General features: G+C 36.1%; 17 protein-coding genes, 1 pseudogene and 1 riboswitch. Of the genes and pseudogenes, 11 read left to right on the top strand and 7 right to left on the bottom strand.

The features are described from left to right. Nucleotides 1–63: 63 nt before the first annotated feature. Complete coding sequence (locus tag BAU27_RS03305; RefSeq protein WP_071770113.1) at nucleotides 64–15,096, bottom strand: DUF11 domain-containing protein; 15,033 nt, start codon at nucleotides 15,094–15,096, stop codon at nucleotides 64–66. A 122-nt stretch (nucleotides 15,097–15,218) separates the two neighbouring features. On the opposite strand from BAU27_RS03305, the pseudogene BAU27_RS03300 reads away from it, so the two are divergent. After that, a pseudogene (locus BAU27_RS03300) lies at nucleotides 15,219–16,078 on the top strand (GNAT family N-acetyltransferase). Nucleotides 16,079–16,112: 34 nt separating this feature from the next. On the opposite strand, the gene BAU27_RS03295 reads toward BAU27_RS03300, so the two are convergent. After that, nucleotides 16,113–16,673 carry a cysteine hydrolase family protein gene (locus BAU27_RS03295; protein ID WP_071770112.1) on the bottom strand — a complete coding sequence of 187 codons (561 nt, stop codon included), beginning with the start codon at nucleotides 16,671–16,673 and terminating at the stop codon, nucleotides 16,113–16,115. 182 nt (nucleotides 16,674–16,855) lie between these two features. Here BAU27_RS03295 and BAU27_RS03290 point away from each other — a divergent pair, with 182 nt between their 5' ends. Then, on the top strand, nucleotides 16,856–17,116 hold the full coding sequence (locus BAU27_RS03290; protein ID WP_063224108.1) for a DUF6123 family protein: 261 nt from the start codon (nucleotides 16,856–16,858) through the stop codon (nucleotides 17,114–17,116). 2 nt (nucleotides 17,117–17,118) lie between these two features. Here the strand turns inward: BAU27_RS03290 and BAU27_RS03285 are convergent, their stop codons facing one another. The 3 genes from BAU27_RS03285 to BAU27_RS03275 form a co-directional block, all read right to left on the bottom strand. Then, complete coding sequence (locus BAU27_RS03285; RefSeq protein WP_071770111.1) at nucleotides 17,119–18,024, bottom strand: DMT family transporter; 906 nt, start codon at nucleotides 18,022–18,024, stop codon at nucleotides 17,119–17,121. Between the two features lie 13 nt (nucleotides 18,025–18,037). After that, nucleotides 18,038–18,424 (bottom strand): reverse transcriptase-like protein, encoded by a 387-nt coding sequence (locus tag BAU27_RS03280; RefSeq protein ID WP_000573871.1) that lies wholly within the window; start codon nucleotides 18,422–18,424, stop codon nucleotides 18,038–18,040. 69 nt (nucleotides 18,425–18,493) lie between these two features. Continuing rightward, the gene (locus BAU27_RS03275) at nucleotides 18,494–19,366 is read right to left on the bottom strand and encodes an aldose 1-epimerase family protein (protein WP_071770110.1); all 873 of its coding nucleotides are present in this window, start codon (nucleotides 19,364–19,366) and stop codon (nucleotides 18,494–18,496) included. Nucleotides 19,367–19,497: 131 nt separating this feature from the next. Then, nucleotides 19,498–19,542: riboswitch (PreQ1 riboswitch) on the top strand. Between the two features lie 6 nt (nucleotides 19,543–19,548). Here BAU27_RS03275 and BAU27_RS03270 point away from each other — a divergent pair. From BAU27_RS03270 to BAU27_RS03260, 3 genes are all read left to right on the top strand, one after another. Then, nucleotides 19,549–20,034, top strand: coding sequence for a QueT transporter family protein (locus tag BAU27_RS03270; protein ID WP_071744971.1), 486 nt, complete (start codon nucleotides 19,549–19,551; stop codon nucleotides 20,032–20,034). A gap of 127 nt (nucleotides 20,035–20,161) precedes the next feature. Beyond that, the gene (locus BAU27_RS03265; RefSeq protein ID WP_071744972.1) at nucleotides 20,162–20,821 is read left to right on the top strand and encodes a ribonuclease H family protein; all 660 of its coding nucleotides are present in this window, start codon (nucleotides 20,162–20,164) and stop codon (nucleotides 20,819–20,821) included. A gap of 12 nt (nucleotides 20,822–20,833) precedes the next feature. After that, entirely contained in the window at nucleotides 20,834–21,010 is a 177-nt protein-coding gene (locus tag BAU27_RS03260) for a zinc-finger domain-containing protein (protein ID WP_071744973.1), read from the top strand. A 33-nt stretch (nucleotides 21,011–21,043) separates the two neighbouring features. Here BAU27_RS03260 and BAU27_RS03255 read toward each other — a convergent pair whose 3' ends face one another. Both BAU27_RS03255 and cspD read right to left on the bottom strand, forming a co-directional pair. Then, nucleotides 21,044–21,292: a DUF2564 family protein gene (locus BAU27_RS03255; RefSeq protein ID WP_002117839.1), complete on the bottom strand. Its 249-nt coding sequence runs from the start codon at nucleotides 21,290–21,292 to the stop codon at nucleotides 21,044–21,046. A gap of 141 nt (nucleotides 21,293–21,433) precedes the next feature. Continuing rightward, the gene (gene cspD, locus BAU27_RS03250) at nucleotides 21,434–21,631 is read right to left on the bottom strand and encodes a cold-shock protein CspD (protein WP_071770109.1); all 198 of its coding nucleotides are present in this window, start codon (nucleotides 21,629–21,631) and stop codon (nucleotides 21,434–21,436) included. Nucleotides 21,632–21,893: 262 nt separating this feature from the next. Here cspD and BAU27_RS03245 point away from each other — a divergent pair, with 262 nt between their 5' ends. The 6 genes from BAU27_RS03245 to BAU27_RS03220 all read left to right on the top strand — a co-directional run bounded on the left by BAU27_RS03245 (nucleotide 21,894) and on the right by BAU27_RS03220 (nucleotide 26,540). Next, nucleotides 21,894–22,622, top strand: coding sequence for a YqcI/YcgG family protein (locus BAU27_RS03245; protein ID WP_071770108.1), 729 nt, complete (start codon nucleotides 21,894–21,896; stop codon nucleotides 22,620–22,622). A 139-nt stretch (nucleotides 22,623–22,761) separates the two neighbouring features. Continuing rightward, complete coding sequence (locus tag BAU27_RS03240; RefSeq protein ID WP_000466555.1) at nucleotides 22,762–23,394, top strand: LysE family transporter; 633 nt, start codon at nucleotides 22,762–22,764, stop codon at nucleotides 23,392–23,394. Nucleotides 23,395–23,413: 19 nt separating this feature from the next. Then, the gene (locus BAU27_RS03235; RefSeq protein WP_000286371.1) at nucleotides 23,414–23,707 is read left to right on the top strand and encodes a hypothetical protein; all 294 of its coding nucleotides are present in this window, start codon (nucleotides 23,414–23,416) and stop codon (nucleotides 23,705–23,707) included. Between the two features lie 83 nt (nucleotides 23,708–23,790). Continuing rightward, nucleotides 23,791–24,420 carry a sterol desaturase family protein gene (locus BAU27_RS03230; protein WP_071770107.1) on the top strand — a complete coding sequence of 210 codons (630 nt, stop codon included), beginning with the start codon at nucleotides 23,791–23,793 and terminating at the stop codon, nucleotides 24,418–24,420. A gap of 225 nt (nucleotides 24,421–24,645) precedes the next feature. Further along, nucleotides 24,646–24,987, top strand: a complete 342-nt coding sequence (locus tag BAU27_RS03225) for a DUF485 domain-containing protein (RefSeq protein ID WP_071744977.1) — start codon at nucleotides 24,646–24,648, stop codon at nucleotides 24,985–24,987. Between the two features lie 2 nt (nucleotides 24,988–24,989). After that, nucleotides 24,990–26,540, top strand: coding sequence for a solute symporter family protein (locus BAU27_RS03220; protein WP_002117856.1), 1,551 nt, complete (start codon nucleotides 24,990–24,992; stop codon nucleotides 26,538–26,540). The last annotated feature ends 26 nt before the right edge of the window (nucleotides 26,541–26,566 follow it).

Genomic DNA, 26,566 nt, shown 5'->3' with positions numbered 1-26,566 from the left:
CTGTAGAATGAAAAAAGCTTGTAGTTTGAATATTATCAAACTACAAGCTTTTTATTTTTTCGATTACCGCCACCAAATCCAAGTCCAAAAGTAGTTTCGTATATTCCGAGGAGTAATGCGTATAAAACGTTCACCGTCAAAGAAACAATTTAAATTTGGAAGTGTTTCATCTGGATTTTCTGGAATAAAGGTGACGATGTTTTCGTTACTTGTAACGGTTACTGTAATTGGTGGATCGGTAGGCGAGACTTGAAGTTGTAAAGAAACGTTTGCTGTGTTTTTAAATTCATTATTAATAGGTGGACTTATCACTTGTACTGTGAATAACACGATAATTGTTTCGTTCGGTTCCAAATTAGTAGCGACTAGGAAACCGATATTCGGATTCGCTAGTGGAGAGCGTTCCCCATTAATGAAGACCGTACCGTTCATAAATTGTAAACCTGCTGGAATGGTGTCTTGTAACGAAATATTTGAAAGTGAAATCTCAGAAGTATTCGTAATACGCACCGTATAGTCAAAATATTGGTTTAAATAAGCAGAGCTGACGGAAGCGGTTTTCGTGACTGTTGCAGTTATAAATTGAACTGGTATACGAACAATATTCGAATTAACAATGAAAGTAATAATCGGATCCTGTGGTGTCAATTGGAAAGCGACTGTAACTGTTGCAGAATTGATAATTGTACTGTTTGAAGGAATAGAAGTTACGAGAACTTGAAATGTTATAGTTGCTACTCCATCTGCAGCCAAGGAACCAATATTAATACCAGTGTCTGGTCGGATATTTGGAACCGGAGTACCGTTAATTGTTACACTGTTTTCTATAAATGTTGTACCAGCTGGAATCATATCTAAAACGGAAGTACTTACTGTAGGAATTGGGGAGTGATTAAATATCTCTAATGTGAATGTAATAATATCTCCTATAACGACAATAGATTTATCGGCTGTTTTCTCAATGCTAATCATTGGCTCAATTAGTGTTGTTGTAACGGTATTTGTTTGCTTTGTAATTGTAATAGGTGGTTCATCTGGATCAATGATAACAGTATAGGAAACAGAAGCATTGTTATTAATTGTAGGTTGAAGAGTCGAAGAAGATATTGTTACTTGGAACGTAATGATAGCAGATTCATTAGGAGCAAGGTTTCCTAATGTAATACCGTTTTCAGGATTCGCATTCGGTTGATTGATTCCGTTAATCGTAACACTGCTAGTAACGAAGGTTGTATCTACTGGTACGGTGTCTATGACCAGAAGATCTTCAATCGTTACATTACCACTATTAGTAATTGTAATTGTATACGTTAAAGTTTGACTAGGTAATGCATTCGCGGCATTAACAGATTTTATGGCAACGACATTATCATTTTGAACAGTTGTTGTGACAGTATTCGTTGTAGTCGTATTTGCAACAGGTAAATTATTTGGGTTGACTATATAGTTAAAAGTAGTAATTGCTTTGTTGTTGAGCTCATTTGGTGTTGAAATAGAAGTTACAGTTACTTGGAATGAAGCGATAGTATTTCCACCTACAATTATAGTACCAATTGGTATGCCGCTTACTGGATTCACTCCCGGAAGAGTTTCGCCGTTTACAATGACGCTATTTTCTATAAACGTAGTACCTTGAGGAATAATATCTTGAATGATTATATCATTTGCTGAAATATTACCAGTTTGATTTAGTGTAATCGTATACGTTAACGTATCACCGACCGTTGCAAATGCAAGGTTAACAGCTTTATTACTATTCAAATTCGCGTGATGAATTTCTGTTACGGCAGCTGATGAAAGAATAGTTTCGGTAATGGGTGGCCTATCTGGTACCGTGTATTCATATTCAATTGTACTCGTGTTAGAGATTGGATTTGTTTGCGGAATGGAAGTAACCCGTACTTGGAATAGAATAGTTGCTGTCGTATTAGGCAGAATGTTATCAATTAGTATACCGCTAAGTGGGTTGTCATTTGGACGAGCGTTGCCATTCACAATAACACTATTCTCTATAAAGCTTGTATTTGCTGGAATGATATCTGTAACAATAATGTTTTCCACTTGTATATTTCCGTTATTTATGATGGAAATTGTATAAGGGATAATAGTTTGTAGGTCAGCGTATTGGATTGGCGTTGTTTTTGTCGCAATTACATTAGCAGAAATAACTTCAGTGAAGGTAATATTACTATTCGATATTTGTTCTTCCCCGTTTACTGTATAGCGGGAAGTTGATTGATTTTGAATGCGACCGCTAGCCGGAAGAGCTACGACGGTAACAGAAAATGTGACTGGGATAGAAATGTCAGGAGCAATCGTTCCTACAAGTATACCGGTACTTGGATTGGCGTTAAGCTGCGGAATGTTATTTACTAAAACGCTACCGTCTATAAAGGTTGTTCCATCAGGAATATTGTCTGTAAATACAACAGCAGTAGCATCCGTATTTCCTGTATTCGTTAAAGTTGTTGTATAAGTTAAAATGTCACCAATCGTTACAGAAGTTAAATCAACAGTTTTCAGTGAAACGATATCAGCGTCATTAATTTGAACGAAAGTAGTATTGGAAGTAGTAAATTTTTGAATTGGTGCAAAGTCAGGATTGAAAATAAAGTCGTAGACGATGTTTACAGTATTAGGTGTTGGATTTACAGCAGGTAAATTCGTAACGGAAACTTGGAATGTTATTGTTGTCGATTGACCTGATGCGATATTAGGAATGGAAAAGCCGATATTAGGGTCCGCTGCAGGAAGTACAGTATTGTTAACTAGTACACTTCCCGGAATAAATACTGTTCCATCCTCGATAGTATCTGTAAAAAAGATGGAGTTAGTTGTAGTGGATCCGTTATTTTGAATGACTACTGTATATTCAATGGTTTCATCAATATTAGCTAATACTTTATTAGCGGATTTTGTAGCGATAAGAATAGCATCAATAAATTGTATATTTGTAGTATTGGAAGAGGTCGTTTCTGAAATTGGTGGTAAGCTTGGGTCTGGTTGATACTCATAGTGAATGACGGCGATATTATTAATGTTATTTTGAGAAGGTATAGAGACTACATTTACTTGGAACGTAACAATAATCGTATTATTTGGAAGGATAATATTAAGGGTGATTCCGGTAATTGGATTTTCGTTAGGTCTTGGTATGCCATCTACAAGGATACTATTTGGAACGAATGTGGTGCCAGCTGCAATTGCGTCAATTAGGAGAGTATTTGTAATAGGTACTGTACCAGCGTTTGTAACTGCGACCGTATATGTGATGATTTGACCGATACGTGTAATGGATCTATTGGCGGATTTAATTGCACTAACATTTGCCGTCCGTACTTCCGTGTTTACTGCATTTGATAACGATCTACGCTGAATAATCGGAGAGCTAGGGTCAATTTGGTATTCATACGAAGTGTCGGAAATGTTAATGACCGTATTGCCGGACGGTATATTTGTAAGTTGTACTTGGAATGAAATAGTGACTGTTTCATTTGGTTGTATCGTGCCAAGGGTTACTCCGTTTTCTGGATTCGCGCCAGGCTGAATCACATTATTTATTGTTAAGCTATCTTCAATGAATATAGTACCTTCTGGAGTGTTATCAATGAACACAATATTGTTAGCTGGAACGGTTCCTATATTTTGTAGTGTATTTGTGTAGGTAATAATTTGCCCAATGGATACAAAAGTTACATCCGCCGCTTTAACAGAAATAATATTTGCATTTTGAATCGATGTTGTAACAATATTAGAATTTGCAGAGCGATTCACTGGTGGAGCTGTAGGAATACTTACATATTGGTAAGTTACAGAAGATTGATTTATAATTTCGGTTTCAGTAGGTGGATTGTTTGTTTGCACTTGGAATAGTATCGTTTTGGAACTGTTTGATGAAATCGTTCCAATCGGTATTCCACTTTCTGGATTTACACCTGGCTGCAGGACACCGTTAACTGTAACACTATCTGGAACGAATGTAGTCCCAGCTGGAATAGAATCTGTAAAAATAGTATTTATTGCGTCAACATTGCCGATATTATTCACTTCAGAAATATAAAGTATAGTTCCACCAATATCTACAGTTATTGGGTTGGAGGCTTTTGTAATTGTCAATTGTGCTTGCACGAAGTTCGTAATGACGATATTACTTGTAGAGGTTTCAGTAATTGGCGGCTGGCTTGGATCTGGTTGAATTGTATATGTTGTATTGGATTGATTTGTAATAGAATCTTGCGAGAATGAATTATTAATAAGAATTTGAAACGAAATAAGGTGAGTAGCGTTTGCTGCAAGGTTAGGAAGCGTGACACCTACATTTGGATTTGCGCCAAGTATAGTAGTTCCGTTAAGTGTAAAACTATTTTCTACAAACGTAGTCCCTTGCGGAATAGTATCTGAAAATATGAGATTAGAAGCTGGAATATTTCCGGAATTTTCTAGTGTTACGGTGTAAGTTAAAATATCTCCAACGGTTGCTTGTGGTGCGTTGACAGCTTTTAGAGAAAGGATTGTGGCATCAGAAATTTGTGTAAATGCCGGATTAGAAGTAATTGTTCGAGAGATGATAGGGTCGTTTGGATCGGCGATAAAAGTATAGTCAATACGGGCTGTATTAGAAATTGGATTCACGCTTGGAATGGATTGAACGATAACTTGGAACGTGACGGTGACGATTTCTGACGGCGCGACGGAGTTTAATGGTATCCCTACGTTTGGATCGGCGCCAGGAACTGATACAGAATTAATGATCACGCTATTAGGAATAAATGCAGTTCCTTCTGGGACCGAATCTGTTAAAGTAACTGTATTTGCAGTTGTATTTCCGTTATTTTGAACGACTACTGTGTAAGTGATTGTACCGTCAGTAGATTGTACGAGAGAATCTGTATTTTTAATTGCGGATAACGATGCATCAACGACAGCTGTAGTCACCGTATTAGATGAGGATGTTGCTGTAACTGGAGGTTGACTCGGATCGACAATATACGTGTAACTTGTAATGGCTTGATTTATTATTGCCCCTTGCGGTGGAATAGAACTTGCAAGAAATTGGAACGTAATAGTAGCAGAATCACCTGGTGCGATAATACCAACTGGAATACCGAGCGTTGGACTTGCATCTGGAAGTGAAATTCCATTTAACGTAACACTATTTGGAACAAATAATGCCCCTTCAGGAATTCCATTAATGAGTAATACAGAATTTGCAGGAAAGTTTCCAGTGCTTGTTAATGTTGCTGTATACGTAATTACATCTCCGATAGATACGATTGTTCGATTTGCTTCTAAAACAGTAGTAACAGTAGCGTTATTAATTTGTGTTGAAGCGCTATTAGAATTTATTGTGCCTGTAACAGGAGGGGCTGCCGGGTCAACAATAAATGCGTATTGAATAGATGCTACGTTTGTAATTGGGTTTGAAGGTGGAGTAGATGTAACTATGACTTGGAAAGTAACAGTTAAGGAACTACTTGCGCTAACGGTTCCGATATTAACTCCGTTATTTGGATTTGCACCTGGAATGGTACTTCCATTTACAGCAAAACTATTTTGAATAAAGGTCGTTCCTGCTGGAATCAGGTCTGAGAAGTTTAGATTCGTAGCGTTTGTATTGCCGCTATTTTGAATCGAAACTGTATAAGTGATCGTGTCACCGATATTTGCAAAGGCTGTATTAGCAGTTTTTACGGCCGAAAGTATCGCTGAATTAATAGAAGTAACAAAGACGTTCGTTTCCACATTTCCAGGCTGTGCTTGTAATGCATTTCCTACGTTATATTGGAAGTTAACAAATCCTAAGTTTTGGAGTTCAGGTGTGAATGTTGTTGGGTTGCTTACGATTTGCACTTGGAACATAATTGTTACGATTTGATTTGGAGTTATTGTATTTATGCCAACACCGTCAATGATAGAAGCGGATGGTAATGAAGTGCCATTAACAATGACTGATCCTGCAACAAATTGTGTCCATGTCGGTATAGGGTCTGAGAAAACAACGTTGTTAGCAGAGATATTTCCTGTATTCGTAATAGTGGTTGTATACGTAATCGTATCACCGATCGTTGCAAAAGCTTTATCTCCTATTTTAATAGTGTTTAAAATAGCACTTTCAATTTTTGTTGTAACGCTATTAGAAGTAATATTTTTTGAAACAGGTGGATTAGCCGGATTAACGATATGCTGGAAGCTAACGCTAGCTTGATTGGTAATTGGATTTATGGGCGGAATTTCATTGGCATTAATATGAAATGCTACGATGACAGATTCGTTTGGCGCGATATCACCAATTGGAACACCTGTAATGATGTTTGCATTTGGGATGCTAGTTCCGTTAAGTGTAAAACTATTCGGTTCAAAGGAAGTTCCGTCTGGAATAAGGTCGGTAAAAATAACATTCGTTGCACTAACATTTCCGCTATTTGTAATTGTAACGGTGTAGACAATATCTTGCCCGATATCTACTGTTGACACATTTGAATTTTTTTGTGCAGTAAGGATAGCACTATTAATTTGTGTTGATGTTGTATTAGATTGATTAGAAGTTGTAATAGGTGGCAGGTTAGGATTAACGACATAATGATATGTGATAGAAGCAGAATTAGAAATTGGATTAAGTGTTGGAAGTGTAGTAACAGTTGCTTGGAATGTGACGATTGCCGCATTACCACCAATAATTGAACCAATATTTACACCAGTAGATAAATCAGCGTTTGGAATGGTTTGCCCATTAACTGTAAAACTATTTGGAACGAAACTTAAATTGCTATCAAGAATATCGATAATAGTTACATCAGTTGCAGCCACATTCCCTGTATTAGGAAGGTTAAGTGTAAATGTTATTGTATTACCAACATCTGCAAAAGTAAGATTTGCTGTTTTTGTACTAATAATAGTTGCATTGTTTATTTGAAGAAGCGTAGTGTTAGAAGTAGCTGTACTTGAAACGGGAGGATTATTTGGATCAACAGTAAACTCATAATCCGTGGATGCTGTATTCGGTGTTGGATTAATAGGTGGAATGATGTTCACTGTAACTTGAAAGACAATACTATATATTTCATTTGGGGGAAGTGTTGCAAGTAATACACCGGTATTCGGATTCGCGTCAGGTTGTAAAACACCATCAACAGTTAATGTGTTAGGAACAAATGTGAGTCCACTTGGTAATACATCTGTGAATACAATATTAGTTGCATCGGTATTCCCTATATTCGAAATAGAAGTAGTGTAAAAAGCAGTTTGCCCGATATCTGTATAAGATACACTTTCATTTTTCGTCATGGATAATATGGCTTCTCTAATTTGCGTTGAAACAGGATTACTAATCGAAGTTTCTGCATCAGGTGGTGAGACTAATTGGTACGATGTTGATGAGAAATTTACAATTGGGTTTTCGGTTGGTAAGGAGATTACGTTTACTTGGAAGGAAACATTTACTGTAGTTCCAGCTGTTATAGGCCCAATATTTACACCGTTCACTGGATTCGCGCCACTTTGAGGAATACCATTAATAGAAAATGAGTTTGCAATAAATGTAGTTCCGTTCGGCACAGTATCTGTGAATATAACATTTTGTGCGGATGAATTTCCGTTGTTTGTTAAAGTAACAGTATAAGTTAGTATGTCTCCGATATGGCTAAATGATGTATCAACTTGCTTTGATGAAAGGATGGTAGCTGTATTAATTGTAGTAAACACTGTATTTGAAGTAGCGGTTCTTGATACAATTGGCGCATTTGGATCAGCGATGAATGTGTAGGAAGCAGTAGCGGTATTTGCGATTGGATTTTGAACAGGGGTAGAAGTAGCGGTAACTTGAAATGCTATTGCTATTGAGCTGTTAGGAGCAATTGATCCAATTGTAATACCTGTATTAGGATTAAGGCCAAGTTGTGTGATGCCATTTATTGTGACACTATCCGAAACGAACGTTGTGCCGTCTGGAATAAGGTCAGTGAACGTAATATTCGTAGCGTTTGTATTCCCACTATTCGTTAAAATTGTCGTATAGGTAATAGTATCACCTAGCGTTACAAGTGTTTGATCGACTGATTTTGCCATCGTTATCATAGCATCTAGTACAGGGTTTGTAACGATATTCGTTGAAGTAGAAGTAGTAGCAGGAGCACCGCTTGGATCAACGGTATAAGAATATAAAATTGTGTCACTACCCATAATCGAACTTGAAGGAGGAATAGAAATAACATTTACTTGGAAAGTAACAGTTACTGTTTGGCCAGGAGCGATATTGGGTATGTTTACTCCAAGTGCTGGCTGAGCCCCGGGCTGCTGAACTCCATTTATTGTGACTGAATTTGGTATAAATGTAGTGCTAGCTGGGATAGCGCTTGTGAATGTTATATTCGTTGCTGGTGTATTTCCTGTATTTGTAATAGTAGTTGTATACGTAATTGTATCTCCGACAGAAATAATGGATTTATCGGCACTTTTTGTAGTTGTTAATATAGCACTCTTAATTTTTGTTGAAACCGTATTAGATACATTCGTTTGTGATACAGCAGGCTGGCTAGGATCGACCACATGTGCAAACTGTACAGAACTAAAATTCGAAATTGGATTTATACTTGGAATGTTTGCTACAAGTACGTTTATCGTAATAGAAACCGTACTACCAGGGTTTATATTTCCAATCTGAATTCCGTTCGCTGGATTTCCAATTTGCTGCGCACCAGAATCATTTACAAGATTGCCAGATATAAATGTCGTTCCATCAGGCAAAATATCCGTGAAAATTATGTTTTGTGAAGTGACATTTCCAGGGTTACTTAATGTGATTGTATAAGAAATGGTATCGCCAATCGTTGCGAAAGCTTTATCTACAGATTTAACGAGTGCAATTTCCCCAGAATTTATTTGTGTCGAAACAGAATTAGATGACGTATTTCGTGAAACAAGTGGTAAATTAGGTGCTGTCATAAATTGATAATTAATAGAAGCGCCGTTTACAACCGGTGAGTTTGGTCCTCCGGGTCCGATTGTAAAAATAGGATTTGGGATGCTAACTACTTGCACACGGAAGGTGACGTTTATAAAATCTCCCGCAATAATATCCCCAATTGGTATTCCGTTAGCTGGATTTACTCCAGGTAATAAAACCCCGCCTACTCGAACGCTATCTTCTATAAATACTGTATTATTTGGAATCGAATCTGTAAAAGTAATATGAGTAGCAGTTGTATTTCCTATATTTTCTAACAAAACAGTATACGTTAAAAATGAATTTCCAGGTGCGATGTCAGAAAATAGTCGATCCACACTTTTCGTTGCTTGAATGATTGCTTCGTTAATTTGAATTAAAGTTGGATTACTTGTAGCTGTTTCTGTCACCGGTGGCTGGGTAGGGTCAACAATGATTGAGTACGTTGTGCTAGATTGGTTCAATGTTGGGTTTGTAGCTGGTATTGAGCCAACGATAGTTTGAAAACTAATTGTTGTCGTTCCTCCAACTGGAATTGAGTCTAAAGAAATCCCGCTATCTGGCCTAAATCCAAGTTGTGGGATGGAGTTAATTTGTACGCTATCAGGAACAAATGAAAGTTCAGGTGGTAATATATCGATAAAAACAGGCGTGTTTGCAGTAGTATTTCCGCTATTAGTGAGGGTAGTTGTATACGTAATTGTATCTCCAACAGCAGCAAATGCACTACTCGCATTTTTTGTTGCGATAACGGAAGCAGTATTTACTTGTGTAAAAGTTTTATTGGATTTAACTGTTCGTGAAACAGGTGGTTCATTAATATCTACAATAAAACTATATTGAACCGATGATTTATTAGGGATTGGATTAGGATTTGGAATCGTTGTAATGTTTACTTGAAAGCTGAGTATAACTGATGCATTTGAATTTATGTTACCGATATTGATACCATTTTGTGGATTTGCATTAGGAATGGTTGTTCCATTTACTGTAAAACTATTTGGAATAAACGTTGTACCATCTGGAATTAAATCTGTAAAAATAACATTGTTTGCGGTAGTGTTACCGGAATTAGTAATGGTAGAAGTGAAAGTAAGTGTATCTCCAATAGTAGCGAATGTTGAATTGACAGTTTTATTTATAGATAGAGTAGCATCAATAATTGGAGTAACCGTTGTGTTTGTAATTGTACTACTAACAGCAGGTGATTGGTTTGGATTCACGGTATATTCATAATTTACAAGAGCATTATTTGTTAATGTGCCACTAGGTGGTATGGCTAAAATTTGTGCTTGAAAAGTAATGAATACAGTATCTCCTGGTGAAATATCTGCTAAGTGAACACCAAGTGATGGATCTAATCCTGGTTGTGGAACATTATCGATAGTTACGGAGTTTTGGATAAATGACGCTCCTGCACCAAGTCCATCCGTCAAAACAGTTGCACTAGCAGGGATATTACCTGTATTTGTTACTGCAATCGTATAGGTGACGATATCTCCAATTGCAGCTGTCGGTGTATTCACTGACTTAGTAGCGACGATTGTAGCGTTATTAATTTGAGTTGTTATTACGTTACTTAACGCATTGGCGGATGTTGGAGGTAAGTTAGGATTTACGACATATTCGTATGCTGTATTACTTTGATTAGGGATTGGGTTCGGATTCGGGATGGAAATTACTTGCACTTGGAACGAAATTATCGTATTTGCATTCGGATTTATTGGATCAATTGCTATTCCATTCGATGGATTTACATTAGGCAGTATATTCCCATTTACTGTTACACTATTAGGAATAAACGATGTCCCGCTTGGAATTAAATCTGTAAATATCACGTTTGATGCAAGTGTGTTCCCGTTATTCGCTAAAGTAGTTGTGTACGTAATAATATCATTTACGTTCGCAAACTGTTTATCTGCAGATTTTGCAGAGGTAATCGTAGCGTTATTAATAGTTGTCAGTACAGTGTTAGAAGCTACCATTTGCATTACAGCTGGTTTAGATGGGTCATATGTGTATTGGAAAGTAGTGCCTGATTGATTCGTAATTGGATTTACCGCAGGAATAGTTGGTACAAAAACCTGGAATGCAACAGTACGTGATGAATTCGCTCCTATCGTACCAATTAAAATGCCGTTAGCAGGATTTGCATTAGCTATAGGGACACCGTTAATCGTTACAGTATTAGGAAGGAAGATAGTACCAGCTGGAATGATATCTGTAAACATTACATTGGAGGCAGGGATATTGCCGTTATTAGTTAAAATCGTTGCATAAGTTATGACATCTCCAACATCAGCGAAATTTGTGCTCGTTAGTTTCGTAGCAACAATATTAGCAGTATTAATTTGTGTAGTTACTATATTACTAGTAGCGTTTCTAACAACAGCAGGTAAAATTGGATCTGCGATAAAGCTATATTGAAGTGCAGCGCTGTTTTGAACTGGATTTGGTGAAGGTAAACTATTTGCACTAATTTGGAAAACAATCGTTGTAATGCCGCCTGCTGGAATAGTACCAACTTGAAGACCAACACTTGGATCTGCACCTAACTGTAAAGCACCGCCTATAAAAATACTATTTGGTACGAGAGTCGTACCAGGAGGGAGTATATCGGTAACGACTACATTATTTGCTGAAGTATTTCCAGGGTTAGCTAGGGCAATTGTGTATGTGATCGGTTGCCCAACATCTGCAATAGTTAAATCTACCTGTTTGACAATAACTACATTTGCTAAGTTGATTTGTGTACTTACAGTGTTACTTAAAGATGTTTCTATAGTTGGCGGGTCGCCCGGATTTAAAATAAAACTATATTGTGTACTAGATGAATTTATTGTTGGGTTTTGTGTTGGGAAAGAGGTGACAGTTACTTGATAAGAGACGGTAAGTGAGCCGTTAGCAGGAATGGAAGGTAACGGGACACCGACATTTGGATCGGCGTTATTTTGGAGTACACCATTAATAAGGAAAGTGTTTGGAATAAAGGTAGTACCATCTGGATTTGTATCTACAAAAGTCGGATTATCAGCAGTAACACTTCCTGCATTCATTAAAAGAATAGTATAAGTTAATACATCTCCAACAGTAGCGAACGCTCGATCCACTGTTTTGGTTGAAATGACATTTGCATCGTTTACTTGAGTAAATGTAGTGGTTGAAGTAGTGTTCTTACTTACAGGTGAAGCGTTTGGATCAACGATAAAGTTATAGGAAATGGAAGCGTTATTTGAAATAGGATTTGGGTTTGGAATGCTAGTTATTACTACTTGGAATGAAGCTGTAATTGTAGTATTAGCATTGATGCTACCAATATTGATGTTAGCTGGTGTAACGCCTGGTTGAGCAACATTGTTAACTATAACACTGTCTGGCACAAAGGAAGTACCATTCGCAATTGAATCGGATAGTAATACATTGTTCGCTGTAACATTTCCATTGTTTATAAGAGAAAAAGTGTAAGTTAAAATATCGCCAACTTCCGCAAATGTTTTATCTACAGATTTAGTAGCTTGAAGGTTTGCTAGTCTAATTGTTGATGTAACAGAATTAGAATTTGCTGTTTTTGAAGTTGGTGGCAGACTTGGATTTACAGTATATAGATAAGAAGCGAAAGCATTATTAATGATAGGGTTTTGGGCGGTAATATTGATGACTGTTACTTGGAAAGCAAGGGTAAAAGTAGCTCCGGCAGGAATTGTGCCGATAGGTAAAGCAACGAGAGAATCTACATTTTGCAAAACTCCGTTTAGTGTTACAGTACCAGGAGTCAATATCGTTCCATTTGGAAGTGGATCTGTTAGTTGTACGTTAGTTGTAGCTGTATTTCCACTGTTTGTAATAAGGATTGTATAACTTATCGTTTCGCCAATTGTGGCGAATTGTTTGTTTGTTGATTTTGTTAATGTTACATTCGCATTGTTAATTTGAGTAGAAACGAGATTAGAAGAAATATTTTTCGTAACGGGTGATTGACTAGGATTGACGGTGTATTGGTAAGAAGCACTTGATCCGTTAGATACGACATTTGACGCGGGTATTGTATTTACTACTACTTGAAATGAAATATTTTTTGTTGTGCCAGCTGGGATTGATCCAATGTTCACACCGTTAGCGGGATTTGAGCCCACCTGTGTCGTGCCATCAATTGTTAAACTGTTTAGAACAAAAGTTGTGCCAGTGGGAATGACATCTGTAAAAATAACATTGTTCGCATTCGTATTACCTGTACCTGTAAAGGAAACGGTGTACGTTAGTGTATCACCAATATCTGCATAGTTTTTATCTACTGCTTTCGTCATTGTTACAGTAGCATTATTCACTTGAGTGGATACAATATTCGTCGTATCAGTACCGCTTACTGCCGGTTGATTTGGCACAGGAGTATATTGATATGTTGTTGTACCACTATTTAATATTGGATTTGTTTGGGGGATAGATGGAACGAATACTTGGAATGAAATAGTGGTAGTAGAATTTGCAGCAATAGATCCAATTGCTATACCAGTAGCAGGATTTGCTCCTGCTTGAGTAACCCCGTTAACAGTTACACTCCCTGGAATGAAAGTAGTCCCGCTTGGAATTGGATCTGTATATATAACGTTCGTTGCAGTGATATTTCCTATATTAGCTAAGGCAATACTGTAAGTTAACGTTTCGCCAATATCGGTAAAAATTTTGTTAACTGATTTTGTACCATTAATATCTGCGAGGTTAATTTGTGTTCCGGCAGAGTTGCTTGTTGCAAGACCATTAAAGGTTGTTCCTCCAGCAATTGGTGTATATTGAAATGTAATATTAGCAGTGTTAGAAATCGGATTTGGGTTTGGAAGAGAGACGACAGTCGCTTGGAAAGTTACTGTACGAGAAGCACTGTTATTAATTGTTCCAAGAGATATACCAGCAGCAGGATTTGCATTTGTTTGTGGTACGTTATCTACCGTTACAGTGCCAGGTATAAAGGAAGTACCGGTAGGAAGATTATCTATAAAAATAACGTTGTTGGCGGGAAGAAGCCCGGTATTAGGGATAGTAACGGTATAAGTGAGGACATCTCCAATTGCAGCGACGCTTTTATTCACGCTTTTCGTTGCTTGTATGTTAGGTGAATTTATGTTGATTTGTAAACCGACTGTATTTAACATATATGCGTCTCCGTTAGTTGTTAAACGGATTGCGGCGGATACTTGAGAGTTTGTTAAATAGGGAGAAATATCAATAGAAGTAATGTCCCAACCTTGCCTTCCTGCAGAGATATTTGTACTTGTAGAAGCGCTTTGATTTCGTGTTCCGAATGTCCCCGTTGTATCCAAATTTCCGGCGGCATTATTAACTTGAGAACCGAAGAAATTACTTACAGCATTATTTGGCCCAGATAATGCATTTAATGAACTAAAATTTGGTCCAAATAATGCTTGATCCCCAGTTAAATCAGCATCCCCTTCAGTAGAACTTAAAAATAATCTACCGCTTACAGGTCCTCCTGAAGGTGTTAAAAATCCTGAGACTGATACATCGGCACTACCAGTTTCTACAGAAACACGGTTACCAGCTACATAAATTGTTAAATTTCTTGCGGGTAAGGAACCGTTTTGATAAGCGACAATGAGCGTCCATCCAGAAGAATTGATAGCCCCGTTAGAAGCATCTAAAGGGTCAACAAGTCCAGGGACAGAGCCAGTTGTATAAGAGCCGGATCCTCCAGCTTGAACGAGGGATGTTACATCTGCGGACCGTGTATAGAATCCAAATGTGACAGATCCAGAAACGAAAGTTTGATTTGAAGCTGTAACAGCTGAAGGGGTAATTGAGTATGTTGACACAGGTGTTGTAAAAGAAACGGGGTTTCCTAATACACTCGTAATGTTTTGATCACGAGATAAATAGTTTCCTCCCCAAACAAGTTCTGCGTAAAGGATAGTACTACCAGCAGGGATATTCAAAATAGCGGTAGAACTATTTTGTGTATAGTTTAATGTTGTACCAGCAGGAAAAGTAGTTACTTGTAAAGCAGTATTCGTAGTTACGAATGCACCAATTGCCCCGATTGTACCAGCACGGTTTTGATTACTAATTTTACTTAAGCCGAGAGTGTTTCCTGTAATAGCGAGTGCGCCGTTAGTGGTGGTAGAAAATCGATTCGTAATGGGCATGTTGTCACCTCATTTATATTATAGTCTTGGTCAAAATAGGATATGTGTGTGACAGATAAAGGGAAACATGTACAAGTTGATTTGGAAAGGATGATTCAAATGTCTAGATAAGGAGATGGAGAATGATTGAATTGGAAATGAGGGTAGAACGTCTTAGGCAAGAAGAAATAGAGGACATTGTAGCGTTATCTGCTTATATTGGTTGGGATTATAATAGAGAAGAAGTTGAAACGATTTTAACTCAGGTATTGTATATGGCGTATGGAATGAGAGAAAAAAACTTATTGCAAGCGCTGCAATTATATTATACGGAGAGGCGTTAGCGTCAATAGGAATGGTGATTGTACATCCGGATTATAAGGGAAGAGGGATTGGAAAGGCGATAACGAATTTATGCATTAAGAGCGTATCGGTTCAAACTCCCATTATGCTTATTGCTACGGATGAGGGAAAGCCTCTATATGAAAAATTAGGATTTAGAGCAGTAAGCTATGTTTCTAAATACATATGTAACTCGTACAATGGGAATGATTATTGTGTAGGAAATGAAGATTATATGATGAATTATGAAGAGTGTGATTTAGAAGAAATAATAAAATTAGATGAGTATGCGTTTGGAACAAATAGAGAAGAGTTCTTAACGAAAAGAATTATGCAAAGTGAACAGTGTATTGTTGTAAAGGATAAGGAACAAAATGTATTAGGATACGGTATAAGTATACAAACGCCAGAAAATAAAATAATAGGACCAATTGTTGCTAAAAATGATACGATGGCAATGAGAATGGTACATTATTTAGTAAGAGAACATAATGGTAAATTGAGAATTGATGTACCAGAAGGAAAGAAAGATTTCATGAAAGAATTAGAGATTACTGGTTTTAAAAAGGTTAATACACCACCAATTATGATGAAAAATATCGATAAATTATTAAAAAGGAATAATGGGCTATATAGTATTGCGGCACAAATTTTTGGATAAAAAAGAATCCTTCTGAATGAAGGATTCTTTTTCGTTAATCACGATATTGGTCGTGAGTTGGCTGAAAGAGATCTTCCTCGATATCTCTCACCATAGAAAAATGATCAACATTATAATGACCGTGTAGAGTTTTATTATGATGACCAATAATTTGCTCTGCAGACAATACGTCAGAATCAGTTGTGGAATGACCATTTTTAATTAATGTAACGTCAAATCCTTGTACAGTAGCTGTTCTAACTGCGGTGTCAATGCAATGTTCTGTTTTACATCCACCTATAACAATATGATTAATTTTTTCTTCTTTTAAAAGTTCAAGTAAAGAAGTGCCATAGAATGAATTTGTTGCTGCTTTATTAATAAAGATTGCAGACTGAGGTACTTTAATTTGATTATGTACTTCAAAGCCCACGCCGCTACCAGAAGCGACATCAATATCTCTTACGAAAACAATAAGGGCATTTGAATCTATTGCTTTCTGTACGGCTGTATTTAGTGTAGATAATAGCTCGGTTTTACGAAAAACTTCATTTTCTTGTTTATTTCCATCAATTAATTCTTGCTGAGCATCGATAATTAATAGTGCTTGTTTCATTCGATATCCCCTTTAATATAAAATAAATTCCACTTTACATATTCTTTTATATTGTAAGGAAATCCTCTATTGTCTACGGAGTAGACAATAGATTTACAAAGTTGTCAAATAAATTTCATTCTCATAGCGTGTAAAAACATGTATGATAAGAGATGGAGAATTTTTGAGTAGGTGGGAATATCATGCAAACAGTAGAAGATTATCTTTCATTCTTACATACGAAAGGATTTAAATTATCAGAGGAAGCACAAGGGTTTATTATGTTCGGACAAGGATACACCGGTGCGTCTGATGGAATTGTGAATGCAGCAATAGAAGCGACGATTAAGCATCAATTCCAGTTTGATGGTAGTTATTTTGTTGCGTTATTAGAACGATTGAAAGAAGAAGAAATTACAGATAAAAAAAGCGCTAAGGCTTTTATGCGGAAGTTACAAGCGTAACTTCACGCAGCCCGCGCTTCTTTTTTTGTTTTGGAAGGTAGTTCAACAAAAACCATACCTAGGAAAATACATAGACATCCGATAATGGCAGAAATAGAAAGCTGTTCATTTGCAACGAGAACACCTGTTAAGGCAGCAAAAACGGGCTCCATTGCGAAAATAATTGCTACTCTCGTTGGAGACGTATGTTTTTGTGCCGATGTTTGAATGAAAAAAGCAATGGATGTCGCGAATAGAGAAGTTAGAAATAGAGCAAATAAAAAGGAAGAATTCGTCCATAGTGCTACTGAAAATAATTTTTCCCAATCTTCAAACAAAAAGGCGCAAATAGAAGAAAACATACCGACAGCTAATACTTGCGACGTGCTTAACAATAAAGGTGATATTTTCTTAGAAAAGAAGCCGTTAACAAGAATATGGGCAGCGAAAGCAACTGCACAACCGAGAACGAGTATATCTCCAATGTTTAATTGAAAAGAATCACCAGCCGTTAATAAGTATAAACCTGCTGTTGCTACAGCAATACCAAGTACGATAAAAATGGTAGCTTTTTGTTTTAAAAAGATAAAAGATAAAATTGGTACCATAACGATACTAAGCCCTGTTAAGAAACCAGCTTTTGAAGAAGTTGTATAAAGTAAGCCGAATGTTTGTAATACATAGCCAACACATAAAAAGAATCCAACGATTAATCCAGCGAGACTACTCTGTTTTATATCTTGTTTTGAAGATTTTTTTGAGAAAATCATTTGAACGAATAATAAAATAATTCCAGCGAATAAAAAGCGAATACCATTAAAAGTAAATGGACCAACGAAAGACATAGCATTTTGAACGACAACAAACGTAGCTCCCCAAATAAAAGAGACAAATAATAAAGCAAGAGGAGCAATCCAATCTTTTTTCACACTCATACCCCCGTTAATTTTGTAAGATAGCTTTTCTAGCTAATTCATCAGCGACTTTATTTTGACTACTTGGAATCCACTTAATAAAAAAGAGATCGAAACTTTTTATGTACTGCAGTGCTTCCTCTAATAGTGGTGCAAACATTTTATTTTTTGCGTATTCTTTTTCAACAGCTCGCTCGACAAGTTGCGAATCTGTACGAAAAGAGACAATGTTATAATTATGCTCCATGCAATATTTTAATGCTGCAAGTAAAGCGTGGTATTCTGCTTCATGATTGGACATTGTCCCAAGGGGCAGTGATAATTGTACAGCTGGTTGAACCCCTTTAATAAACACGCCTGCACCAGAAGGACCAGGATTTCCTTTTGATGCACCATCAATATATACTTCAATCAAAATGAGAAACCTCCAAATTATAAGATTATCCCCTACTTATATGTTTCCTTGAAGTAGGGGATAGAGTACTTAGCCGATTGTAAGACTATAACGACATGTAAATGTTTCATTCGCTTGTAAAGATTGAATCCCTTTTTTTTTCTTAAAATCTTTTGCTGGATTTATTTCATCAGCAATCCCGTACCAAGGTTCAATACATAAGAAAGGTGCGTTCTCGCCTGGTGTCCATACGCCGACAAATGGGAAGCCGTCAAATTCTACTTTTACAAATTTATTATGTTTATGAGAACGAATAGAGATTTCATTCGTATTCATATTTTCAAAAATAAGCGCATCATTTTTGAATAAATCGTATGTAAGTGGTAATTCATTCGTATTTTCAGCGATTAATTGCTTTTTACTTGAAAGGTAAGGTCCTTCTAATACGTTTGTTTCTAAGCGTTCAGAACCATTAAATGATAAATGATAATCTGTAAATGATTCGCCCTCTAATAAGGGGAAGTTGAAACCAGGGTGTGCTCCGATTGAGAAGAACATCTCTTTTGAAGTAGGATTATTTACTTCATATGTAACATGTATATTTTGTTCGTCTACTTCATAAGAAACGAGTAATTCGAATTCGTATGGGTATTTTTTTAATGTTTCTTCATTACTAGTAACAATATAAGTGATATTCGTTTCATTTTGTTCTTTTACATAAAATGTAAGATCACGAGCGAAGCCGTGTTGTGTTAAAGAATATGGTTTACCATCTACGTAGTATGTATTATCTACTAATCGGCCGACAATTGGGAATAAAATTGGTGCGCGGCGTCCCCAATAAGTAGAATCGCCTTGCCATAAGTATTCAGTGTTATCTGCTTTTAAGCGAACGCTTTGTAATTCTGCACCTTTGTCAGAAATGGAAACGATCACTTTTTCATTTTGAATTGTTGCTGTCATGAAGTGAAACCTCCTAAATCTTTCATATGTTTTATTATACGTTGTCCAAAAGAAAAAAGGTAGTAAATGATAGGAATCTATTGACGAAAGAGTGGCTACCACGTAAAATATAATCTTGTTGCTTAAAAACGAATAACGTGGTTCGAAACCATCCCACGTAAAAAAACTAAGGAGATTTTGTCATGAATATAAGAACATTAGTCGGTAATGGTATTTTAGCTGCATTATATATTGCTGTTTCTATGCTTATTCAGCCATTTGGCTTTACGAATGTACAGTTTCGTATTTCAGAGATGTTTAATCATCTCGTTGTCTTCAATAAGAAAGCAATTTACGGTATTGTATTAGGTGTATTTTTAACGAATCTCTTTTTCTCACCTATGATCGCTTATGATTTAGTATTTGGAGTAGGGCAATCAATTCTTGCACTACTTGCAACTATTATTTCTATGCGCTTTATTAAAGGTGTTTGGGCTCGTATGATTTTTAATACAGTTATCTTTACAATTACAATGTTTATGATAGCAATTGAACTTCATCTTGCATTTGATTTACCATTTATGTTGACTTGGTTAACATGTGCAGTCGGTGAATTTGTTGTCATGGCGATTGGTATGCCTGTAATGTACTGGATTAATAAGCGAGTACAATTTGAAAGATTTATGTAATAGATGAAAGAGCCGTCCTTATATAGGAGGGCTCTTTTTGTATGTGATTATATTGAATATAATACTGTGACTCTTGATAAAATATAATAAAATAAATATAAGAAGTCTTATATAAGGGGAATCTAGTATGAAATATAAAATTCATTGGTTGTACAAAACGAAGCGTGGTTTACAAACTGAATTAACAACAGATTATATGAACATAGAAGAAGTGCTTCAATTTGCAGAGGATTTTGAGAAAACAGGAAGGGCGAAAGAACTGTTATTTTTCGATGAAATGGATGCGGAATGGTCATTAAAAGAAATGAAAAAACTGAGTAAGCAAGTGGAGGAAGATCCCCGAGAAATTCAAGTTTATTTTGATGGTGGTTATGATGTACAGACGAAAGAAGCTGGGGTTGGTATATGTGTGTACTATAAAAAAGGAAATACAAATTACCGAATTCGTCGCAATGCATACATAGAAGGCATATATGATAATAACGAAGCGGAGTATGCAGCATTATTATACGGGATGAATACACTCGAGGAATTAGGAATTAAATATGAACCGGTTACACTTCGGGGGGATTCTCAAGTTGTACTGCAGCAATTAGCTGGTGAATGGCCTTGCTATGATGAACATTTAAATCATTACTTAGATCAAATTGAACAAAAAGCGAAGCAAATGAAATTAAAGCTTGTTTGTGAACCGATATCTAGAAAACAAAATAAAGAGGCGCATCAATTAGCAACGCAAGCATTAGAGGGGACGGTAATTGACAGTCATAAAGAAATAACCGAATAGAGAGGTGCCAAGGTGAAGAAAAAGCAACTCATTACAGAGGTAAATGACTTATTAGAGACGTATTGCGAAGGGTGTTTCCTGCAGGAACATAATCGGAAAAATCATAGTAAATACTATGCCCATTCTTTTTGTATACGGCAATGTACGGTTGGAGAGAAGTTGAAAAAGTATGGAGAGCAATTGTCATAAAAAACATCCAGAGAATTTTCTCTGGATGTTTTTTTAATGTTTTGCTTCGTGTAATTGATGCTCACATTTACTTAATTTTTTTTCTTCATTCATGAGAAATGGCTCATCTAAATCTGTCGCAACAGATTTCATAATTTCTAGCTGAGAACGAGCCGCTTCTACTGCAGTAGTGGCATGCTCTAATGTGTCCGGATCCATTGAGATGGTTGCAGAACCTACCATTTTTTGTGCAGTTTCTACACGGAATTTTACTTCTTCAAAATCATTTACATGTGAACCCATTGTTATTGCCTCCTTTGTATTTTGCGTATTTCACATAGTTTTTGCTCTGTAAAAGGGAAATATACAAAGGAATAACAAAGGAATAACAAAGGAATAACAAAGGAGGTTACCAAGTTAGGTAACCTCCTGTCGTATGCTGTATTAAAGTTTTACTACGTTAGCAGCTTGAGGTCCACGGTTTCCTTCAGTAATGTCGAAAGATACTGCTTGACCTTCCTCTAAAGCTTTGTAGCCGTCACCTTGAATAGCAGAGAAATGTACGAATACATCATCAGAGCCGTCCATTTCGATAAATCCAAAACCTTTTTCATTGTTAAACCATTTTACTTTTCCTTGCATGTTACAATTCCTCCTAAAAAACGATTACTTTTTTCATTTAGTGAAATTCATTGAAAAGAAAATATATTTTAAAAATGCTATATTCTAGAATATTCTGCTAAATGATTAATTTAAATATACACGTATTGGTAGAATTTAGTCAAGTAAGTGGTTTAATTTTTTGTATTTTTAAATAACTTTCCGCTCAAATTTTTAATAAGGTATAGGACAAGCCGCGTATGTAATATTCTTAAATGAAAGCTGTACATAATGAGGTGAAAGAATGAATGAGTCTTATTTATTAGATAATGAAGGAATGAAAAATAGAGTCGACATACCGAATTGGGTTGCAAAAGAATTTCATGATTTTTCGAATGTCGTGCTAGAACCAACTTTTCCGTGTTATTTCGGTTTAACAGCTTTGAAAAAGAATGAACTTCGTTATTCATTTCTCTCTCATAATGATTGGGGGCATTTACCTAATACAATGTTATCTTTTTTGGAGTTAATGAAAGAACGGCCAATTGTAAGAAGAGGATTTTTTCTTTTTGTAGAACCGGAATGTGAAGAGAAATCAATCGAATATTATCGAGATTATTTTTGGAACGTACTACAATATTTACATGAAAACGATGATCAAACATGGCCGCAACAAATTCCAACAGATCCAGATCATTATTTATGGGAATTTTCATTTGGTGGTGAACCGATATTTGCGTTTGGAAATGCACCGGCTTATAAACAGCGAAAGACTAGGCATTTAGGAAATTCTCTCGTTATTGGATTCCAGCCACGAACTATTTTCGAGGGTTTAGAAGGAGATCGTCCTAAAGGCTCATATTCGAGACAAATGGTTCGTGAGCGAGTTGAAAAGTGGGATCAGCTGCCGAAGCATCCTAACATTAGTCACTATGGCGATCCTGACCATCGTGAATGGAAGCAATATTTTATTGGAGATGATATAGAACCGATTAAAGGTAAATGTCCTTTTCATCATAGGATAGTGAAATAAGAGCCATCAACTGGATGGCTCTTTTGTATATTTTGGATAAAAAAGGGTATTGTATTAGTGAATAATTTTTATGAAAGCTAGTCTATTTTCTATATTTGCATCATTACTTAATAGTAAAAGAAGTAGAAAGGATAGAGAGATGTTTGGAGCAATTATACAACAAATAGTATTGGGTATTTCATTAGCTGCACCGGTAGGTCCAATTAATATTGAAATGTTAAAACGTGGAATTGAACGTGGATTTTGGCATGCGTGGATTGTTGGAATCGGAGGAATGACTGCTGATATTTTGTTTATGCTTCTTATTTATTTTGGTTTATCTTCTGTGTTTATGTATACATATGTACAAGCTTTTATGTACTGCACTGGGTTTTTCCTGTTATTTTATTTAGGATTTCAAAGTGTAAAACAAGGAATCTCCCACTCGAATATGGAATATAACAAAGAAGAGGTAGGTGGACTTAAACAATCCTTTATGGCGGGATTTTTAATTGCGATATCCAACCCATTAAATCTTGTTTTTTGGTTTGGCATATACGGAAGTACACTTAGCTCATTGCTTACAAAGGTAACGAAACAAGAAGCTTTTTTGTACAGTCTTTGCATTATTATTGGTATTATTTTGTGGAACTTAAATATTGCTTTTTCTGTACATTTTGGAAGAACTTTATTAAAACCAAAAGCACTTGGCTATATTACAGCCGGAGCAGGTATTATTTTAGTAGGATATTCTATCCATTTTGCATACAAAGCTTTACAGTTGTTCACATAAGATTGAAGGGGAGATTTTTATGTATCGAACCACTATTGACGGAAAAGAAATTATCATCACATTAGCACCAAAAATCCGAAAAGAAATTACTGACAGGAACCCATTATATGAAGCGGTATTTAAAAATGCAGCAAGGTTGCTGCAAACGAAACAACCAACGTTTGCGGTAAATCATGAAATATTTGGGCTTATTATTGGAGAAGTACAAAGGGGTGAAGTAACAGTGTTTGCAGTAGAACACATTATCCCAAAGCAAAATATATTTGGTCCGAACACTTTTTTCTCGACAATAGAACAGCAGGCAAATTTGTAAAGTGAATAGAATAAGAATAAAATAGAAAAGAAATAGTCGTAACGATATGTTACGGCTGTTTTTTTGGAAAAGGGGGAAGAAAGATGAAGAGAGTGGTAAAGGAGTTCTTTTTGCAACATGATATTGTTATTATGTATAGTGTTCTATTAATTTTTATCATTATTTTAAAAATGCAATTTTTCACATGGATCGGTATGTTAGCGTGTCTGTTTGGTATTGTTTTTTATACGTTTAACGAGTATATGACACATCGTTTTTTATTCCATTTAAAGCCGCCTAAAAATGCATTTTTATTAAAAATGTTAAGAAGATTACATTATGATCATCACGTATATCCGGATGATTTGAAACTTTTATTTTTGCCTGTATGGTTTAGTATACCTAGTTTCACTATATATTTACTTATATCATATGGTATTACAAAAAGTGTTACTGTTACACTTTCATTTGGAGTCGGAATGATTATCATGCTCCTCGTTTATGAATGGAAACATTATATTGCACATAAGCCGATTCGTCCCTTCACTAAGTTTGGAAGATGGCTAAAAAAACAGCACATATTACACCATTATAAAAATGAAAAGTTTTGGTTTGGTGTTTCAAATCCAGTATTCGATTTTATATTTGGAACGCTTAAAGATGGAAAAGAAGTAGAATTAAGCCAAACAGCTCGTAATTTAGAAAAAGAGAAAAAGACAGAAGTGGTGCGATAAGCACTACTTTTTTTATCCCGATTGGTGTGGATTGAAGTACTCGGATTTTATGGTGAAAAAGTATATTAAAAACTTAGGGGAAAATGCCGAAAAATGTCTATCGAAAAATCTTTGCAGGAATGTACGGATTGTCTAAAATGAAAATAAGTTTCTGAATATTTATAAAATTTAGTCTTTAGGTATGCAAGGGGGAAGTGTATTTCAAGTAAGAGAGGGGACCAGAGAATGAAACGAGATGATACGTCAGCACGTAAGTTACAAAATGAGGTGAATTATACAGAAGTTGTTCAGTCTGAAGAGTTTCAATTGTTATTAAATACGAAAAAGAAGTTTATCATTCCGATGAGTATTTTCTTTTTAAGTTTTTTTATTACATTACCTGTTTTAACATCGTATTCAAAGGTGCTTAATACACCGATATTTGGTGATGTTACATGGGCGTGGGTATTTGCATTTGCACAATTTATAATGACATGGGCATTATGTATGATTTATAGCAAAAAAGCAGAATCCTTTGATGAAATCTCGCAAAAAATTCTGCAAGATATGCAAAAGGGGAGGGGCTGAATTTGAATACTACTGCTTTTGCACTATTTTTAATTATCGTCCTTGGTACACTTGTTATCACGTATTTCGCATCGAAAAAAACGAAAAATGCGAGTGAGTTTTATACGGCTGGAGGGGGATTAACTGGTTGGCAAAATGGTCTGGCCATTGCTGGGGATTATATGTCTGCTGCGTCATTTCTTGGTATCGCTGGGGCAATAGCGTTAACTGGGTTTGATGGTTTCTTTTATAGTATAGGCTTCTTAGTTGCTTACTTAGTTGTATTGTACCTAGTTGCAGAACCGCTTAGAAATTTAGGGAAGTATACGCTAGCAGATATGATTGCGGCGCGTTTTGATGCAAAGAAGGTTCGCGGTATTGCAGCACTTAACACGATGACTATTTCGATTTTTTATATGATTGCACAATTAGTCGGTGCAGGTGCACTTATTAAATTATTATTAGGAATAGAATATACGACATCCGTTTTAATTGTTGGTACACTCATGACAGTGTACGTTATTTTTGGAGGTATGACTGCTACGAGTTGGGTACAAATTGTAAAGGCTGTACTACTTATGGCAGGTACATTTATTATTTCTGTTATCGTTTTCGCGAAATTTAATTTTAGTGTGACAGAAATGTTCGCTCAAATGAAAACAGCTACTCCATTGAAGGAATCATTTTTAAATCCAGGAGTAAAGTATAAAGATGGTCTCGATACACTTTCTTTAAATTTAGGACTAGTTCTTGGTACAGCGGGATTACCGCATATTCTTGTCCGCTTTTTTACAGTACGTGATGCAAAAACGGCACGTCAATCTGTTGTGTACGCTACGTGGTTAATTGGAGCATTTTATATTATGACGATTTTCTTAGGATTTGGTGCAGCGGCGTTTGTAGGGAATGAGGCAATTATTAAAGCAAATCCAGCCGGTAATATGGCAGCACCTTTATTAGCTAAAGCACTAGGTGGAGATTTCTTATTCGCATTCGTATCGGCGATTGCTTTTGCAACAATTTTAGCTGTAGTAGCAGGTCTTGTATTAACAGCGGCTTCCGCATTTGCTCATGATTTTTATAACGAGATTATTCGAAAAGGAAAATCAACAGAAAAAGAGCAAGTGTCAATGGCTCGTTATGCGTCTATTGGAGTAGCGATAGTATCTATTATACTTGCTTTATTTGCTCAAACATTAAACGTGGCATTTTTAGTATCACTAGCATTTGCAGTTGCTGCGAGTGCAAATTTGCCAGTTATATTGTTTACAATATATTGGAAGCGTTTTAATACAACGGGTGCAATTTGTGGTATGATTGTCGGTCTTGTATCCGCAATCGTTCTCGTAGCGTTAAGTCCAAACGTTTGGAACCCTGTAGCTGGAAAAGCTATTTTTGTTGGGGAAGCGATATTCCCATATACGACACCTGGAATTGTTTCAATTCCGCTTGGATTCCTTGCAGCATATTTAGGAACTATTTTCTCTAGTAAGAAAGAAGATGCAGCGAAGTTTGATGAAATTCTTGTGAAATCTAATACTGGTCATGGAATTAGTGATGCATCTACACATTAAAAAAGAGGAGCTTTTCGAATTATGAG

The organism is Bacillus sp. NH11B (assembly GCF_001884205.1).
In the GTDB taxonomy this organism is placed as follows: domain Bacteria; phylum Bacillota; class Bacilli; order Bacillales; family Bacillaceae_G; genus Bacillus_A; species Bacillus_A proteolyticus.
The sequence above is the reverse complement of the archived record's forward strand: the minus strand, read 5'-3'. Positions and strand labels throughout refer to the sequence as shown.

Bases quoted from the DNA above. Each gene is read 5' to 3' on its own strand.
- BAU27_RS03305 (WP_071770113.1), bottom strand. From the start codon at position 15,096: ATGCCCATTACGAATCGATTTTCTACCACCACTAACGGCGCACTCGCT.
- BAU27_RS03295 (WP_071770112.1), bottom strand. From the start codon at position 16,673: ATGAAACAAGCACTATTAATTATCGATGCTCAGCAAGAATTAATTGAT.
- BAU27_RS03290 (WP_063224108.1), top strand. From the start codon at position 16,856: ATGCAAACAGTAGAAGATTATCTTTCATTCTTACATACGAAAGGATTT.
- BAU27_RS03275 (WP_071770110.1), bottom strand. From the start codon at position 19,366: ATGACAGCAACAATTCAAAATGAAAAAGTGATCGTTTCCATTTCTGAC.
- BAU27_RS03270 (WP_071744971.1), top strand. From the start codon at position 19,549: ATGAATATAAGAACATTAGTCGGTAATGGTATTTTAGCTGCATTATAT.
- BAU27_RS03265 (WP_071744972.1), top strand. From the start codon at position 20,162: ATGAAATATAAAATTCATTGGTTGTACAAAACGAAGCGTGGTTTACAA.
- BAU27_RS03255 (WP_002117839.1), bottom strand. From the start codon at position 21,292: ATGGGTTCACATGTAAATGATTTTGAAGAAGTAAAATTCCGTGTAGAA.
- cspD (WP_071770109.1), bottom strand. From the start codon at position 21,631: ATGCAAGGAAAAGTAAAATGGTTTAACAATGAAAAAGGTTTTGGATTT.
- BAU27_RS03245 (WP_071770108.1), top strand. From the start codon at position 21,894: ATGAATGAGTCTTATTTATTAGATAATGAAGGAATGAAAAATAGAGTC.
- BAU27_RS03240 (WP_000466555.1), top strand. From the start codon at position 22,762: ATGTTTGGAGCAATTATACAACAAATAGTATTGGGTATTTCATTAGCT.
- BAU27_RS03235 (WP_000286371.1), top strand. From the start codon at position 23,414: ATGTATCGAACCACTATTGACGGAAAAGAAATTATCATCACATTAGCA.
- BAU27_RS03230 (WP_071770107.1), top strand. From the start codon at position 23,791: ATGAAGAGAGTGGTAAAGGAGTTCTTTTTGCAACATGATATTGTTATT.
- BAU27_RS03225 (WP_071744977.1), top strand. From the start codon at position 24,646: ATGAAACGAGATGATACGTCAGCACGTAAGTTACAAAATGAGGTGAAT.